Genomic DNA, 15,064 nt, shown 5'->3' with positions numbered 1-15,064 from the left:
TTTATTAACGAATAAACGATAAAAAATGGAAAATAGTGCTTGACTTGGGTGTCAGGCACCATTTTCCATTTTTTTACAAATCCAATGATAGTGGCAGGCACCATCTATGGCAACGTCATTAATATTGTTGATTTTGGTGCCATTTCCACGCATTTGCGATGATCCGTTCTAGATTCCGTTCCGCCTTCCAGCCTAGCTCTGAAAAGATTTTCGCCGATGAAGCTACGAGCCTTGCCGGATCGCCTGCACGGCGGTCGGCCATTTCGACATTCGCCTTCACACCTGTAACTTTTTCGCATGTTTCAATGACTTCTTTTACTGAATACCCTAGACCATTGCCGAGATTATAGATTTCAGCCGATTTCTTTCCTGCTAAAAGTGCCTCTAGTGCGAGAATGTGGGCAGCTGCTAAATCAGTGACATGAATGTAATCACGTATACAAGTACCGTCCGCCGTATCATAATCAGAGCCAAAAACAGACACTTTTTCCCGCTGACCTAAAAGCTGTTGCAGAACAATCGGAATTAAGTGCGTTTCCGGATCATGGCTTTCGCCAATAACAGTGGATTCATGGGCACCGGCTGCATTAAAATAACGAAGCACAACATAATTCAAGCCATATGCTTTTGAAAAATCAGCCAGGATTTGCTCCACCATCAGCTTGGAATGACCATAAGGATTAATGGGTGCCGTTTTCGTTTTTTCATCAATAACATCCACCTCAGGAATTCCATAGGTAGCAGCAGTGGAGGAAAAAATAAAGTTTTTCACCTTAAATTTCTCCATAACCTTTAATAAGGTTAAAGTAGAGGCAACATTATTTTGATAATATTTCAAGGGATTGACCACGGATTCCCCAACCAAGCTATTAGCTGCAAAATGCATAACCGCCTTGATGGGATAGCTTCTAAAGACCATTTGCAGGTCATCCTCATTGCCGAGATCGCCCATTACAAAAATAGCTCGGCTATCAACTGCCGCACGGTGTCCGGTAGACAGGTTGTCCAGCACAACGACCTTTTCTTTTTCAACTAATTCCTTCACAAGATGGCTACCGATGTAACCAGCCCCGCCAACAACGAGAATCATATTCATTTCCCCTTAGCTAGAATTTCATTTACTTTCTCCATTATAACATGTTAACGAAAGGACATCTTGTTACAAACACGGTCCAAAAGAACCCCTATATATCGATTCCATTTTAGTGGAAAATACCGTCAATGGGTGTCAGGCACTAAATTGGACCACTCACAATCTGTCGAAATTATTTTTTTGTTTCCGACATGCTTCTCCTTTTTTTCCCGCTGTCATTTGATATCTTTAGAAAAAAAGGGATGTCTAACCCGGAAGTAGAATTTCAACAATCGACTGCCCCATATGCTTGTTGTTCTTGTGAAGAGAGATTTTTTTTCCTTATTTCAGACCATACTGATGAACGACGTTTTAATAGCTTTCAACTTTTCACTAGGGGTGAATATCATGGAAAAACAGGAGAATTTTTTCATTGGGTTAATATGGGGGACAACCTTAAGTATTCCATTATGGATCGCGTTTTTCGGCTGGCTAAAAATTATTATTCATTTTTTATAAAAGGGAGCAATATGTCCACAGTGATATTATAGAATTAGACAAAAATAAAGAATCCCCGAAAAGGATTCTCTTTCAAATTGAACAAAATCAATTCATCACTAAATATCGAATTCTCTTATTGGTTATAATCCCAAACAATCCGCCACTCATCCTTATCCTTCACGACAAAGACCTCCTGCTTCAAGTCAAAATTGCCGTACTTTCCTTTGTAGGTTTGAGTAACAAGGATCTTATAAACATTCTCCAGTGCTGGACCGTTTTTATACATTTTCCATTTCTTTATTTTTTCTGGCTTACCAGCTGTATACGTAAAGCTTTCCACCCCAAAATGAGTCATAAACACATGTGCTCGATCCTGAATGTACCCGCCCTTCGGGAACTTTTTCTTCATCGCTGAATGAAATAAAGCCCATGATTTAGAGAAATCCCCCTCCTGTTCATAGCGATAAAACTCATCGACAACCGCCTTTGCTTGTTGATCTGGGGAAACCCTCACAAACTGAAACACTAGAAAAAGGCCAGCAACCAATAAAATCCCGATGATTAATCCTTTGAATGGAGCAGACTTTTTTGCCATTGCAATCTCCTCTATCTTCGAAAGCTCGTATATTAAAAATATGCACCACCATGTCCAAATAGTCATTAAAGCTAAATCTCCGTATAAAAACAATTTTTTAATTGAGTTCTCATGGTCATCTCTATTAAAATCAACAATGAGAGTTGTTGATTTTTTGAGGAGGCTGGGAAGAAATGAAACTGAGCAGTGAAGAGCTGGAGATTTTAAAAATAATCGAAGAAAACCATAAGGTACCCGTAGAAACGATTGCCCTAATGGCCATGACAAGTGAAGAAACAATCCAAAACACTATCAAAAAGCTAGAAGACGAGAAAATTATTATGAGTTACCCAACCTTAATTGATTGGACCAAGGTGGAGGGACAAGAAAACATCGTTGCCATGATTGATGTAAAGGTAACACCGAAACGGGGAGTAGGCTTTGATGAGGTCGCCGAGAGAATTTACCGTTTTCCTGAAGTGTCCTCTTTGTATCTCATGTCCGGTGCTTATGATTTATCCATCACCATTGAAGGAAAAACGATGAACCAAATCGCTGCATTTGTATCGGAGAAACTATCAACAATTGAAAACGTCGTCTCCACCACCACCCATTTCATGTTGAAAAAATACAAACATGATGGCGTGATTTTTGACAGCGGGGCTGACGATAAAGACCGACGAATGGTGGTTTCACCATGAAAAACGACTATGCCCACTATATTTCACAAACGGCTAAGGTGCTGCAGCCCTCCGGCATAAGAAAATTTTTCGACCTCGCCGCCGGTATGAAAGACGTAATTTCTCTAGGTGTCGGTGAACCAGACTTCATCACCCCTTGGAATATACGCGAAGCCGCCATTTTATCAATGGAGCAAGGTTTTACTTCCTATACCGCTAACGCCGGTTTGCTGGAATTGAGGGAGGAAATCTCCATCTATCTGAGGACAAGATTTAGCGTAGAGTACGACGCGAAAAATCAAATTATTGTCACAGTCGGAGCAAGCCAGGCGATCGATCTAGCCTTCCGGGCAATTTTAAACCAGGGTGATGAGGTATTGATTGTCGAACCGGCGTTTGTATCCTATGCACCCCTGGTTTCATTAGCCGGCGGGAAACCGATAGCTGTTTCAACCTCAGCTGAAAATGGCTTTAAAGTGACTCCAGAACAAATAGAACAGGCGATTACCGAAAAAACGAAAGCCATTTTGCTCTGTTTTCCAAACAATCCTACCGGCACTTCTTTAAACGAAACGGAGCTTATAGAAATCGCAAAAATGATTAACAAGCACGATTTACTTGTCGTTTCCGACGAAATTTATGCTGAATTGACCTATGATGAAACTTTTACAAGCTTCGCCTCCATCGACGGCATGTATGAGAGAACGATTTTAATCAACGGTTTTTCCAAAGGATTTGCGATGACGGGCTGGCGCTTGGGGATGCTTGCGGCTCCTAAGGAATTGGTCGAGGTTATGCTGAAAATTTTCCAATACACGACGATGTGTGCTCCCACTATGTTGCAATACGGTGCAATTGAAGCGCTTCGCAACACGTTTCACGAAGTGGAATCAATGCAAAAAAGCTACCGAAGACGGCGAAATTATGTTGTCCAAACACTGAACAACATCGGCTTGGACTGCCATACCCCCGGCGGTGCCTTCTACGTGTTCCCTTCGATAAGGGCAACTCGACTTACATCCGAACAATTTGCCGAAGAGCTGCTAATGAAGGAAAAAGTAGCGGTCGTTCCCGGCAATGTGTTTGGCGAAAGCGGCGAAGGCTATATTCGTTGCTCTTACGCCTCCTCTATGCCGCAGCTTCAGGAAGCACTGAAACGCATGCAGAGGTTTATTGAAGCGAAAGGTGTATCCAGTAATAACCATGTGGGAGAATCCATTTACTATTAACATAACGAATTGACTATAAAAATAGATAAAACGAACCTTTGCCTGAATCGTTTACCGATTTCACACAACCACCCTGCTGCTTTCAACAGGGTGGTTTTTTTCTGAAGTAAAGTACAGTTCCGAGCTTTGACAACATACTAGGAGTGACCGGCAAAAAAATGGATACAATAAAATTACCTATTGAAAAATAACTAAAAAACGAATAATATATATAAGTTGTTAAAAAAACGTTCGGTTTTATGGAGGAACTACGATGTTTAAACTCAAAGAAAATCATACAAATGTAAAAACAGAACTCATAGCGGGCATCACCACTTTTTTCACGATGGTTTATATTGTAGTGGTAAACCCAGTTATACTTGCCGATGCTGGCGTTCCATTTAATCAAGTATTTACAGCAACCATCATTGCCGCGGTTGTCGGAACACTTTGGATGGCATTGTTTGCAAACTATCCAATCGCCATCGCACCCGGAATGGGATTAAACGCCTACTTTGCCTATTCTGTCGTCGGCGGTCATCAGGGGATTAGCTACCAAACAGCCTTTGCTGCTGTCTTTATTGCTGGGATTATTTTTGTCATTTTATCCTTAACCCCGCTAAGGGAAAAATTAATTGAGGCCATCCCGGAAAACCTCAAGCACGGGATTACAGCAGGTATCGGCCTATTTATTGCTTTTATCAGTCTACGCTTAACAAAAATTATCACCGCCCACCCGACCAATCTCGTTGGTCTAGGAGATCTTCATACCCCATTAGCCGTTTTGACGTTAATAGGGCTTGCTATCACACTTATATTAATGGCGCTAAGGGTCAACGGTGCTTTATTTTTTGGCATGATCATCACGGGAGTAATTGCCTTCTTTACTGGTCAGCTTAAATTTGATAAAGGATTCATTGGTTTTCCTACGCTTCCCGAAGGACTTATTGTCGCTAATCCATTGACAGCGATGACCGATGTGATTCACCACAGCCTTTACGCCGTTGTTTTTTCCTTTATATTAGTAACGATTTTTGATACTACCGGAACGATGATTGGTGTCGCAAACCAAGCTGGTTTAATGAAAAATAACAAGCTGCCCCGGGCACGCAAAGCACTTCTCTCCGATTCAATTGCTACTGCTGTTGGCGCGATGTTTGGAACGAGTCCGACAACGGCCTATATTGAATCGACATCAGGTGTCGCCGCTGGTGGCAGGACTGGTTTAACTTCCCTAACAGTAGCTGTACTGTTTATTCTCGCCGCTTTCTTTGGGCCGCTCGTTAGTGCTGTGTCAGGACTTCCCGCCATTACCGCACCTGCGTTGATCATTGTCGGTAGCCTGATGATGGGCAGCATCGCAAAAATTCGCTGGGATGAACTTGACGAGGCCTTCCCTGCGTTCTTGACAATTCTAAGCATGCCGCTTACTTCCAGTATTTCAACGGGGATTGCACTCGGTTTCATCAGCTATCCGATTCTAAAGTTGGCAAAAGGAAAATGGCGTGAAATTCATCCGCTTCTTTATGTATTTGCCATCTTATTCTTTATTCAACTCGCCTTTTTGCAGCATTAAACGGGAAAATCTCTCTATTAACGAGTGTCAGGCACCATTTATGCACATACTGAATAAAAACTAATTCAGGTGATCTAAGTTGAAAAAGCTTGTTTTTATTCGTCATGGTCAAAGTCTTTATAATCTTGAAAATCGATTTACCGGGTGGGTGGATATTGATCTCACCGATGATGGCTATAAAGGGGCACGGGAGGCAGGGGAAATTTTAGCAAAGCATGGATTTACCTTTGACGTCGCTCATACCTCTGTTCTCAAACGTGCGATTCGGACGCTATGGATTCTGCTTCATGAAATGGATTTAATGTGGATTCCCACCCAAAAATCCTGGCGGTTAAATGAAAGACACTATGGAGCCTTGCAGGGGATGAACAAAGACGAGATCATTTCACAATACGGGGAAGAACAGGTCAATGAGTGGCGGAGGTCAGCCAGTGTCCGGCCGCCAGCCATTTCTCAAGAGAAACACGCATGCGACCAATCCGACCGTAAATATAGAGGAATCGGCCCAGAAAATATCCCTCTAACGGAAAGTTTGCTCGATACCGAAAAACGCGCATTAGTTTATTGGCAGCAACAGATTGTTCCTGACTTAATAGAAAACAAACATGTCATCGTCTCCGCACATGGAAATACGTTACGGGCACTAGTAAAATATCTTGATCACATCCCTGATGATGGCGTGGCAAGTCTAAATATTCCCAACAGCATTCCGCTCGTCTATGAGTTGGATCATGACCTGAAACCAATCCGCCACTACTATCTGCACCCTGATGGAGAAGTAGCTGACGGCACGATACCGCGGTATATGGACTTGGATCATCCAGAAAACTGCGACTGGATTGGTTAAAAATAGAAACGAAAAACTAGAGACAATCATCCTGATACAAAAAAACATCTAAATTATCGCATGTAGTAAAAAGAGATGATAGGATACAGGTTAGTCTTTAAAGCCCTGCGAAAAAAAAGAAGAAACCACGATTATCTTGTCTGACAGATTTCCGTGGTTTTTGCATTTATCGATATAAGGAGGGTGAATTAAAAGCTCCGCTCCTCCGATTATTCCTTCACACTCATAAAGGGAGGCCTTGGATGGGCCCTTCTTCTTCTTGTAGAAGATCTCCTGCCTGCTTGCAAAATCGTTATGAAACCGCCGCAGACCATCATAATCATTCCTGCCATATCGTTCACTGCGATAATTTGTGCACCGGAAATCAATAATCCAGTCCCAAATAGCGCGAAAATAATCTTTCTCGTTTGGAAGGCAAGGTGCTCCCGTAGATTTTTTTCAAATGCATAAGAAGGTTTCATTCCAATTTCACCTGATTCAAGCTGGTCTACTAAATGAAACACTTTTCTCGACGCAGGGATTACTTTTAAGAAAGTATTTTTGACTTGATCAAGCACCGTCTCTCTAGCGGGATTACCGGTTCCACTGCTCATGATCTCCTCCACATACGGCTTCGTATTCGCCACGATGTTAAAATCCTTGTCTAGCCCGTTGCAAATACTAAACACAGTGACAATTGCCTTGCCTAAAAAGGTCATCCTCGAAGGAATTTGAAACGGCTGCTCATAAAGAAATTCACGTAATTCCTCAAGGAACCCCTCATTATTGATTTTGTCAATGTTAAAACCACCTTCGGAAAAACCAGAAAGAATCACTTTTACATTCTTAGATAACGCCGCCTTATCTGCTTGTTTTCTCAAAAATCCAAGATCAGCGAACGCCTCCACAATCCCACCAGCATCCTTCAGGTAGATGGACATTGCAAGCTTAACCATGTTTTCCTTCAATCCATCTGAAACCTTGCCGACCATGCCAAAATCAATATAGCAAATAGTACCGTCCTTTTTTACTAACAGGTTGCCAGGATGCGGGTCTGCATGAAAGAAACCATCCTCTAATAATTGCTTTAAATACGACAAATAAAGAATAGACGCTATTTTCTTCTTATTAATAGAAGCCCCTTCGAGTTTATCTATTTCATTTATTTTTACACCTTCAATAAATTCCATAACCAGCACTCTACAAGTGGTTAGCTCCCAATGGACCTTCGGCGTGGTGACACCTGGAAATTCACGAAAGGAAGCTTGAAAAGATTTGATATTGCCTGCCTCCTTAATATAATCTAGTTCTTCCATTATCACCTCTTCAAATTCGTCATAGACGTCGTTTAAATCGACAAATCTCGCTACCTTTGTAAAGCGTCTAGCAAAGGCAATAAGTACCTTTAACGTGGCCAAATCAAGAGAAACCGTTGCCTCGATTCCAGGACGCATCACTTTAACAGCAACCTTCTCGCCATTTTTCAAAACGGCTTTATGCACTTGTCCTAACGATGCTGCTGCAACTGGAGCTGGATCAAAGGAAGCAAACAATTCGGAAACACTTCCAGATAGCTCCTCTTCGATTCGATTAACGGCAATCTCTGATTCAACGGGGGCTACCGAGTCCTGCAGCTCTGCTAAAATATCGGTATATTCCTTTGGTAAAATATCCACCCTTGAACTGACAAATTGACCTAGTTTAATAATGAGGCCGCCCATTTCTACTGCAACCCGCGCGAACTTTTTCGCTTGGGAAGTATAGATAGCTCTTGATTTTTGGAGAGCTTTTTCTTTATGCAAAAACTTCTTTGTTTTTCCTAGCCACCAAAACTGGATAAAGAACCCGATAAACATCAAAAACGTTTTACGAAATCTCTTGTTGAAAAGTAAGCGTGTCATTTCACGCATCCTTGTCCTCTCCTCTCATTGATAGCTCCACGGGACAAGCCTGCGTGGTATTCTCCCTGCTTTACGACTACAATCAATTATTCTCTTTCCTCTTCTTCTATTTCACTGTCTGTTTTATCAAAAATCTCTTTGGCGATTTTCTCGAATCTCTTCGACTTGTTAAAAAAGAAATTAGCAAACTTGTTCATAATCTCTGATTTTACCAAGATAACCGTTCCCTTATGGGCATCCCCAAAAACAACAAACTTCTCTCCAGACTTAATCCCTAATTCCTCTCTTGCTTCTGATGGAATAACCACCTGGCCTCTTTCACCCATACTCGTTGTTCCAAAAATTTTCCCATGATTCATCATCATCACTCACCTCTCCTATGTAGGATAAATCATACTTTTCATACCAACAATAGAGTTCACACATTAAACATATGGCTTTTTTTTGACAAAAAAAATGATTCAGCACATAAAAAGGCAGAAAGTGTTCACTCTCCGCCCAACGTAGAAACCATAATCTCAGAATTGTCATTCATATTTCTTAATTTCATGTATATTAATTTATCCAGATACTATATGATTATTGTATATTTTTTATTTTTCTAGGTTCTTTGGCCTATTTAAGGCATTAATTATTATGACATAAAGTCATCCGTAACTCATTCCAAAAACTAGAAATGAAGGGTGAAATAAATGTTGCAGAAAACAATAAATGAAGAATTACTATTTGAAAGTTTACCACCGGCGGAAAAAGAGGTTGTTTTAGATAGCAATCACTCTGAACTCCAAAAACAACTTTCAATTATTCAATTAACTACACGGGACCTAGCTATCGCCAAAACCATCCAACCATTTTTAAAAGAACATTTGGATTTGATTGTAACCAACTACTACAACAGTATTCAATTAGAGCCTTCACTAAAAAAAATCATTAACGACAATTCAACCGTAGAAAGATTAAAAGTCACTTTAAAGAAACATATATTTGAGTTATTTGATGGGAAAATTGATGATAAATTTATTTTGCAAAGAAATCAGGTTGCCCATGTTCATGTCCGAATTGGTTTAAAAACAAAATGGTATATGGCAGCTTTTCAAAGTTTATTTACGACTATCGTTTCAGTCCTACAACAATATATTACAGATTCGAACGAACTTATAGAAGCCATTAATGTGGTAGCTAAACTATTAAACCTTGAACAACAGCTTGTATTGGACGCTTACGAAGAAGAAATGGAACGAATAAAATTAGAAGAACAACAAAAGAAACACCTTCGAGAACGTGTTACACATACAGCCGCAGAATTATCTGTCATTACTGAGCAAACAAGCGCTTCTGTATCCCAATTGACTCAAAAGACTGAATCATTGGTGGATTTGGCAACTTCAGGTGTTCGTTCTGCAGAGAATGTCCAAACCCGCTCTATGCAGGGAAAAGAGCGGATTGATGAACAGCAAGCACAAATGGATAATATCCTAGTACATACCCAAGATATTACATCAGAAATTAAACACTTAGAGGAAATTTCAGCTGAAATTAAAGATGTTTTAGGTATTGTAAAGGGAATTGCTAATCAAACCAATCTTCTTTCTTTTAATGCTGCCATTGAATCGGCCCGGGCTGGAGAACATGGCCGTGGTTTTGCGGTGGTTGCAAATGAAGTCCGAAAATTAGCCGAACAAACGAAGCTTTCTGTTTCTAATGTGACCGAGTTAATTCAAAAAACAAATACACAAATAATAAGCGCCACCTCTAAGACCGTTCAGGTGAATGAATTAGTTCAAGATGGGTTCCAAAAGATGAATGAAATAGCTGATTTCTTTAACCAAATTTTAAATGAAGTAAATCAAAGCAAACAACAAAATAAACATATTGAGAACGAATTGGAATCTTTCGCCGGTTATTTTGAGGAAATCAACAGTGCGGTTGGCAACCTTGCTAATACATCTAAGGAATTAGCTCAAATCGTCCAAGATTTATAAGAAAAGCGCAAGGCGCCCGCCTATCGGCGTATGGACTGGAACGCTTCGACTGAGATAAAGGAAACACGGTGAGCGCAAGTGAACCGATGTTGACTTATCGTAGGGAGAAGAGTGAAGTACACTAGCCGATGGCGCCTGGAGCTGGACATTTCTCGAAGTCCAATGTTATAAATTCTTATATTATAAGAAAAGCGCAAGGCGCTCGCCGATTGGCGCGTTCATGAGGTGTAGTTGCACTGATGCGTTCAGAATTTATCGATATATAGTGAAAGGAAGAACCTAGAGACTATTCTCTAGGTTCTTCCCATTTAGCTTTGTTTTTCTTATATATTTTGCTTTAAAGTTTCCTTCTAAGCATAAATGAATGTTATCTTTTGACCTGGTTGGAGTAGGGAAAGAAGCGGTAAATCAGCTTCCACAACTCTGCCAATCACATTGACTCGCTCATCAGCGGGCAGGTCATGAAGCGTGATTTGGATTTCGCCGCGATAGCGCCCATAGCGGTCATTATCTCTAGTAATCGTTCCGATTGGCCGTGCCTCCGTATTCTCAGGGACTACCCCATCAGAACTTCGCGTATCCATGAGGCGGAGAACATCGCGGGAAAAATCAGGACGGAGCCGAAACTCTCCTTCTTGAAAACCTTCGATTCGAATCGAAACCCGACGATCACGGTCAAACTCTATTAATTTTTCTAAGAGGCCAACACTTACTTCCGGATCGCCGATGTACACATCCTCGACCCCAGCCCGGAACAATTCCAGCGCGGCCAGATAAGGATCTGCGTAACGATGCCCCTCTAAGGTAGGCAGACCTTCAAACAACGGACCACGTTTTTCACCGTCTCCTGGAATATAGGCACTAACTGGAATACCATACCGTTTATAAAGTTCATTTTGTGAGTGGAAAAACGATTCAGCTAAGCCGGTTTCACGCCGTGGATAGAAATTATGCCAGGCAATCAGTTGATTAGCTGTTAACCCGCCTTCCAGCAATGCACGTACATCTTCCTCAAACATAATGCTGGCATTCAAGGCAAGCTTGAAATCCTTCGCCAAGCTCAAAATCGTATCGTGATCAAAAAAATCATCCAAGCGCAACCCCATTACCCCTAAGGATTTTAACTCAACTAAGCTAGCCAATCCCAAGTGTTCAGGTGTTCTTAACGATACATCCGCATAAACCTCTATTCCAGCTTCCTTCGCCGTCTGTAGCAGCTTTTTCGCGCGGCTGGCTAAATCGCCTGACTCTTCCGGAATGTGAAGCGAGGTAAATGCCCGCTTCACACCCATTTTTCCAGCAGTAGCAATCCGTTCTTCTGCACTTGAATCATTCAAGTAAAAGGAAATACCGATCAATCAAACTCACCAGCCATGTCATCTTTGAAACCGAATAAATACGTAAACGCAAAACCAGCCGCATAAGCAATCAATACACCTAATAAATAAAGAAGAACCTGACCACCTACTACTAGGAAGGCGAGTGGCAAACCAGAGACTCCTACAGCAACGGTAGCGACATGAAACGCTGCTTGAAAAGCACCGCCTACGCCAGCTCCTAAACAAGCCGTTAAAAATGGACGACCTAACGGCAACGTTACACCGAAAATAAGCGGCTCCCCGATACCAAGAATACCTGCAGGCAGTGCTCCTCCAATGGCTCTTTTTAAGCGAGTCTTTTTGGTTTTAAAGTATATCGCAAATGCAGCTCCTACCTGTGCTGCCCCACCCATTGCTAAGATAGGAAGAAGCGGGTCAATGCCCGTTGAGTTAATTAACTCAAGGTGTATTGGTGTTAAACCCTGATGTAAACCAGTAACAACGAGCGGAAGGAAGGTTGCCCCAAGCACAAAGCCAGCTACTACCCCACCAACATCAAGTAGTGATGTTAAACCCTTTGTAATAATATCGGAAATGAAACCGCCAATCGGCATAAAGACAAGATAAGTTACAATACCAGTAATCAATAAAGCAACCGTTGGCGTTATAAAAAGATCAAGAGATTGTGGAACATAACGGCGTACCCGTTTTTCGACAAGGGCAATAAATATGGCCGCAAACAGAACGCCAATTAAGCCGCCTCGTCCAGGAAGCAACGGCGTACCAAACAATACGATTCCCGCAGCTGCTGGGTTAATGATTAAGATACCTGCAAGGCCCCCTAGCGCAGGTGAACCACCGAATTCTTTCGCCGCATTGATACCAACGAGAATACCTAAGTAACCAAACAACCCGCTTCCTATTACTGTCAAAATCATGGCAATTTGCGAATCCGCCGCTAACCATCCAGCCTGGATAATCGCTTTTGTTACACCGGTAATTAACCCTGATGCCACAAGTGCCGGGATTAAAGGAATAAAAATACTAGAGATTTTTCGTAAAAACAACTTAAATGGAGTGGCATTCTTTTTGTTTATTTCGGCCTTTTTGCTTGCTGCCTTCTCTTTTAAATCGATGCCACCTGAAGCATCTATTAATTTACCAAACTCTTCTGTCACTCTATTTACTTTTCCAGGTCCAAGAATAATTTGCAATGTCTCTTCTTCAACAACTCCAAGTACCCCGTCAATTTTCTTAATAGCCGCCTTGTTGACAATCGTGTCATCCTTCGGTGTAACACGTAGCCTAGTCATACAATGTGTGTAATGGCCAACATTCTCTGGACCTCCTAAAAGTTCCAGAATCTTTTCGGCTAAAATTTTATTCTCTCCTGCCATGCTAATTCCCCTCTTCTCTGTTGTTTAATGGTGTCATAATCTTCTGATTTATTTCTTCAGTCAACCTTGTTATGAAAAAAAGAAACGGAATGGTGTTCACATCACCCCCTACAATATTATTTCCCTTCTTTAATAAACCGGATGGCTGCTCTTGTTTTATCTATCGAGTGAATCGTCTCATCATATTGAACAGTCGCCATCGATAAAAACAAAATATCGATTAAATATAACTGCGCAAGGCGCGATGATGTGGCCGCACTTCGAAACGGCGCCTCCCCGGAATAAGCGGTAAACAACTTAATATCCGCTAGGGAAGAGACCGATGATTGTCCGTATTTCGTTAAACTAATCGTTTTAACGCCACGCTCTTTCGCTAGGGCCATCACTTTAATGACCTCGAGTGTTTCCCCTGAATGAGAGATCCCAAACACCACATCATCCTTATTCGCATTAGCTATTAAAGTAGCGACAAGATGCGTATCGGTAAAAGCGGTTGCATTTTTATGAATCCGTAGGAATTTCTGTTGTGCATCCTTGGCAATAATATTAGAGGCACCAATTCCAAAAAAATGAACATTTTGAGTAGGTGACAAGGTTTGTACAGCACGTTCCAATTCATCATAATTGATCATCTCTTCCGAATCGCGGATGCTTTGGATACTATTGCTGGTTGTCTTCTGAACGATGGAGAAGAAGGATTCACCAGGTTCAATATCGCGATACCCTTGTTCGACTGGCTTCACTAAATCACTTGCAATTCTTACTTTTAAATCCTGAAACCCATTTAAGCCCAAGGACTTACAAAGCCTAATAACAGCTGCACCACTTGTATTTGCTTGAATCCCGATGTCATTGACTGTACTGTTTAAAATACTTTGGGGATTTTCAAGAATAAACTCCGCAATTTTCCGTTCAGAAGTCGGAAGCTGTTCCAGCATATTTTGAATCATTTTTAAACCGCCTGCTGCCACACCAAAGACCACCTTTTCATCCCATTCATTTTTCAACATTTTGGACTGCTTTTTTTACATACCCATTCGCTTCAGATAATAATGTTTCTGCTTCCTGTTTGGTTCTATCCGTCTTAATCATGACGATCGCCGTTTTGACTTGTAGATCTGCCTTTTCTAAAGTCTCCAAGGCCATCTCATAAGAAACCCCGGTAATTTTCTGGATGATTCCAATCGCCCGTTCCTTTAATTTTTGATTACTCACATGAACATCCACCATTAAATTTTCAAAGGCTTTCCCCAAAAGAATCATCGAGGAGGTAGAAATCATATTCAAAATCATTTTGTGGGCTGTCCCAGCTTTCAAACGAGTCGAACCAGTTAGTACCTCCGGACCGACAATCACCTCGATGCTTTGATCCGCTACCTTACTAATCGCCGCATTTTTATTACATGAAAGGGCGACGGTTTTAGCGCCGATACTTCGTGCATAGCGAAGTGCTCCAATCACATAGGGGGTTCGACCGCTGGCAGCGATGCCAATAACGGTATCGTCATTCGTTAGTCCCAATGCTTTCAATTCACTAACACCGAGATCCGGATCATCCTCCGCTCCTTCCACCGCTTTTATAAAGGCACCTTCGCCCCCTGCCATAATACCTTGAACCATTTCTGGATCAGTGCTGAAGGTTGGCGGGCATTCGACTGCATCAAGCACCCCTAACCTGCCGCTCGTGCCTGCACCTAAATAAATAAGTCGCCCTCCCTTTTGAAAGGATTCAAATACAAACTGAACCGCTGCTTCTACATCTGGTAAGACATCCTTTACAGCTAGCGCCACTAATTGATCTTGCTCATTCATGATTCGTAATATATCCATTGGCTTTGCCGTATCAATCTTGATTGATTGTTGATTGCGCGATTCTGTTGTTAATAATTCAAGATTTTCTTCCATAGTATAGTTGACCTCCTATTGGTCTTTTCTACGCTGTAAGCGGTTACTCATATACTTATTATATTCTCTTTGAAATAACATTTCAATATTTTTATAGAAATACTGAAATGTTATTTTAAAAAA

The 15,064-nt window shown here is 41.4% G+C and carries 13 protein-coding genes; 5 read left to right on the top strand and 8 right to left on the bottom strand.

Translation table 11 applies throughout. The features are described 5' to 3' along the window. Positions 1-118: 118 nt before the first annotated feature. Both galE and M5A78_RS06480 read right to left on the bottom strand, forming a co-directional pair. Positions 119-1,090 carry a UDP-glucose 4-epimerase GalE gene (gene galE, locus M5A78_RS06485; protein ID WP_248734472.1) on the bottom strand — a complete coding sequence of 324 codons (972 nt, stop codon included), beginning with the start codon at positions 1,088-1,090 and terminating at the stop codon, positions 119-121. Positions 1,091-1,706: 616 nt separating this feature from the next. Further along, positions 1,707-2,168, bottom strand: a complete 462-nt coding sequence (locus M5A78_RS06480) for a hypothetical protein (RefSeq protein ID WP_248734471.1) — start codon at positions 2,166-2,168, stop codon at positions 1,707-1,709. Positions 2,169-2,341: 173 nt separating this feature from the next. On the opposite strand from M5A78_RS06480, the gene M5A78_RS06475 reads away from it, so the two are divergent. From M5A78_RS06475 to gpmA, 4 genes are all read left to right on the top strand, one after another. Beyond that, positions 2,342-2,848: an Lrp/AsnC family transcriptional regulator gene (locus tag M5A78_RS06475; protein ID WP_248734470.1), complete on the top strand. Its 507-nt coding sequence runs from the start codon at positions 2,342-2,344 to the stop codon at positions 2,846-2,848. Beyond that, positions 2,845-4,056, top strand: a complete 1,212-nt coding sequence (locus M5A78_RS06470; protein ID WP_248734469.1) for an aminotransferase — start codon at positions 2,845-2,847, stop codon at positions 4,054-4,056. The genes M5A78_RS06475 and M5A78_RS06470 overlap by 4 nt, the downstream gene beginning before the upstream one ends. Positions 4,057-4,309: 253 nt before the next feature. After that, entirely contained in the window at positions 4,310-5,611 is a 1,302-nt protein-coding gene (locus M5A78_RS06465) for an NCS2 family permease (RefSeq protein ID WP_248734468.1), read from the top strand. A gap of 79 nt (positions 5,612-5,690) precedes the next feature. After that, positions 5,691-6,458: a 2,3-diphosphoglycerate-dependent phosphoglycerate mutase gene (gpmA, locus tag M5A78_RS06460; protein WP_248734467.1), complete on the top strand. Its 768-nt coding sequence runs from the start codon at positions 5,691-5,693 to the stop codon at positions 6,456-6,458. A 209-nt stretch (positions 6,459-6,667) separates the two neighbouring features. On the opposite strand, the gene M5A78_RS06455 is transcribed toward gpmA, so the two are convergent. Then, a complete protein-coding gene (locus tag M5A78_RS06455; protein ID WP_248734466.1) occupies positions 6,668-8,347 on the bottom strand; it encodes an ABC1 kinase family protein in 1,680 nt (559 codons plus the stop codon). 77 nt (positions 8,348-8,424) lie between these two features. Continuing rightward, positions 8,425-8,703 carry an AbrB/MazE/SpoVT family DNA-binding domain-containing protein gene (locus M5A78_RS06450; protein ID WP_248734465.1) on the bottom strand — a complete coding sequence of 93 codons (279 nt, stop codon included), beginning with the start codon at positions 8,701-8,703 and terminating at the stop codon, positions 8,425-8,427. 327 nt (positions 8,704-9,030) lie between these two features. Here M5A78_RS06450 and M5A78_RS06445 point away from each other — a divergent pair, with 327 nt between their 5' ends. Next, positions 9,031-10,320, top strand: coding sequence for a globin-coupled sensor protein (locus tag M5A78_RS06445; RefSeq protein ID WP_248734464.1), 1,290 nt, complete (start codon positions 9,031-9,033; stop codon positions 10,318-10,320). 350 nt (positions 10,321-10,670) lie between these two features. On the opposite strand, the gene M5A78_RS06440 is transcribed toward M5A78_RS06445, so the two are convergent. The 4 genes from M5A78_RS06440 to murQ form a co-directional block, all read right to left on the bottom strand. Then, entirely contained in the window at positions 10,671-11,678 is a 1,008-nt protein-coding gene (locus M5A78_RS06440) for a MupG family TIM beta-alpha barrel fold protein (RefSeq protein WP_248734463.1), read from the bottom strand. After that, on the bottom strand, positions 11,675-13,036 hold the full coding sequence (locus M5A78_RS06435) for a PTS transporter subunit EIIC (RefSeq protein ID WP_248734462.1): 1,362 nt from the start codon (positions 13,034-13,036) through the stop codon (positions 11,675-11,677). The genes M5A78_RS06440 and M5A78_RS06435 overlap by 4 nt, the downstream gene beginning before the upstream one ends. A gap of 116 nt (positions 13,037-13,152) precedes the next feature. Then, positions 13,153-14,007, bottom strand: a complete 855-nt coding sequence (locus tag M5A78_RS06430; protein WP_248734509.1) for a MurR/RpiR family transcriptional regulator — start codon at positions 14,005-14,007, stop codon at positions 13,153-13,155. A gap of 25 nt (positions 14,008-14,032) precedes the next feature. Continuing rightward, positions 14,033-14,941 (bottom strand): N-acetylmuramic acid 6-phosphate etherase, encoded by a 909-nt coding sequence (murQ, locus tag M5A78_RS06425; protein ID WP_248734461.1) that lies wholly within the window; start codon positions 14,939-14,941, stop codon positions 14,033-14,035. Positions 14,942-15,064 lie beyond the last annotated feature (123 nt).

It is taken from the genome of Neobacillus rhizosphaerae (assembly GCF_937468385.1).
Taxonomy (GTDB): Bacteria; Bacillota; Bacilli; order Bacillales; family Cytobacillaceae; genus Neobacillus; species Neobacillus rhizosphaerae.
This window is presented reverse-complemented; position numbering and strand designations above follow the sequence as displayed.

Bases quoted from the DNA above. Each gene is read 5' to 3' on its own strand.
- M5A78_RS06480 (WP_248734471.1), bottom strand. From the start codon at position 2,168: ATGGCAAAAAAGTCTGCTCCATTCAAAGGATTAATCATCGGGATTTTA.
- M5A78_RS06470 (WP_248734469.1), top strand. From the start codon at position 2,845: ATGAAAAACGACTATGCCCACTATATTTCACAAACGGCTAAGGTGCTG.
- M5A78_RS06455 (WP_248734466.1), bottom strand. From the start codon at position 8,347: ATGCGTGAAATGACACGCTTACTTTTCAACAAGAGATTTCGTAAAACG.
- M5A78_RS06475 (WP_248734470.1), top strand. From the start codon at position 2,342: ATGAAACTGAGCAGTGAAGAGCTGGAGATTTTAAAAATAATCGAAGAA.
- M5A78_RS06445 (WP_248734464.1), top strand. From the start codon at position 9,031: ATGTTGCAGAAAACAATAAATGAAGAATTACTATTTGAAAGTTTACCA.
- galE (WP_248734472.1), bottom strand. From the start codon at position 1,090: ATGATTCTCGTTGTTGGCGGGGCTGGTTACATCGGTAGCCATCTTGTG.
- murQ (WP_248734461.1), bottom strand. From the start codon at position 14,941: ATGGAAGAAAATCTTGAATTATTAACAACAGAATCGCGCAATCAACAA.
- M5A78_RS06435 (WP_248734462.1), bottom strand. From the start codon at position 13,036: ATGGCAGGAGAGAATAAAATTTTAGCCGAAAAGATTCTGGAACTTTTA.
- M5A78_RS06465 (WP_248734468.1), top strand. From the start codon at position 4,310: ATGTTTAAACTCAAAGAAAATCATACAAATGTAAAAACAGAACTCATA.
- M5A78_RS06450 (WP_248734465.1), bottom strand. From the start codon at position 8,703: ATGATGATGAATCATGGGAAAATTTTTGGAACAACGAGTATGGGTGAA.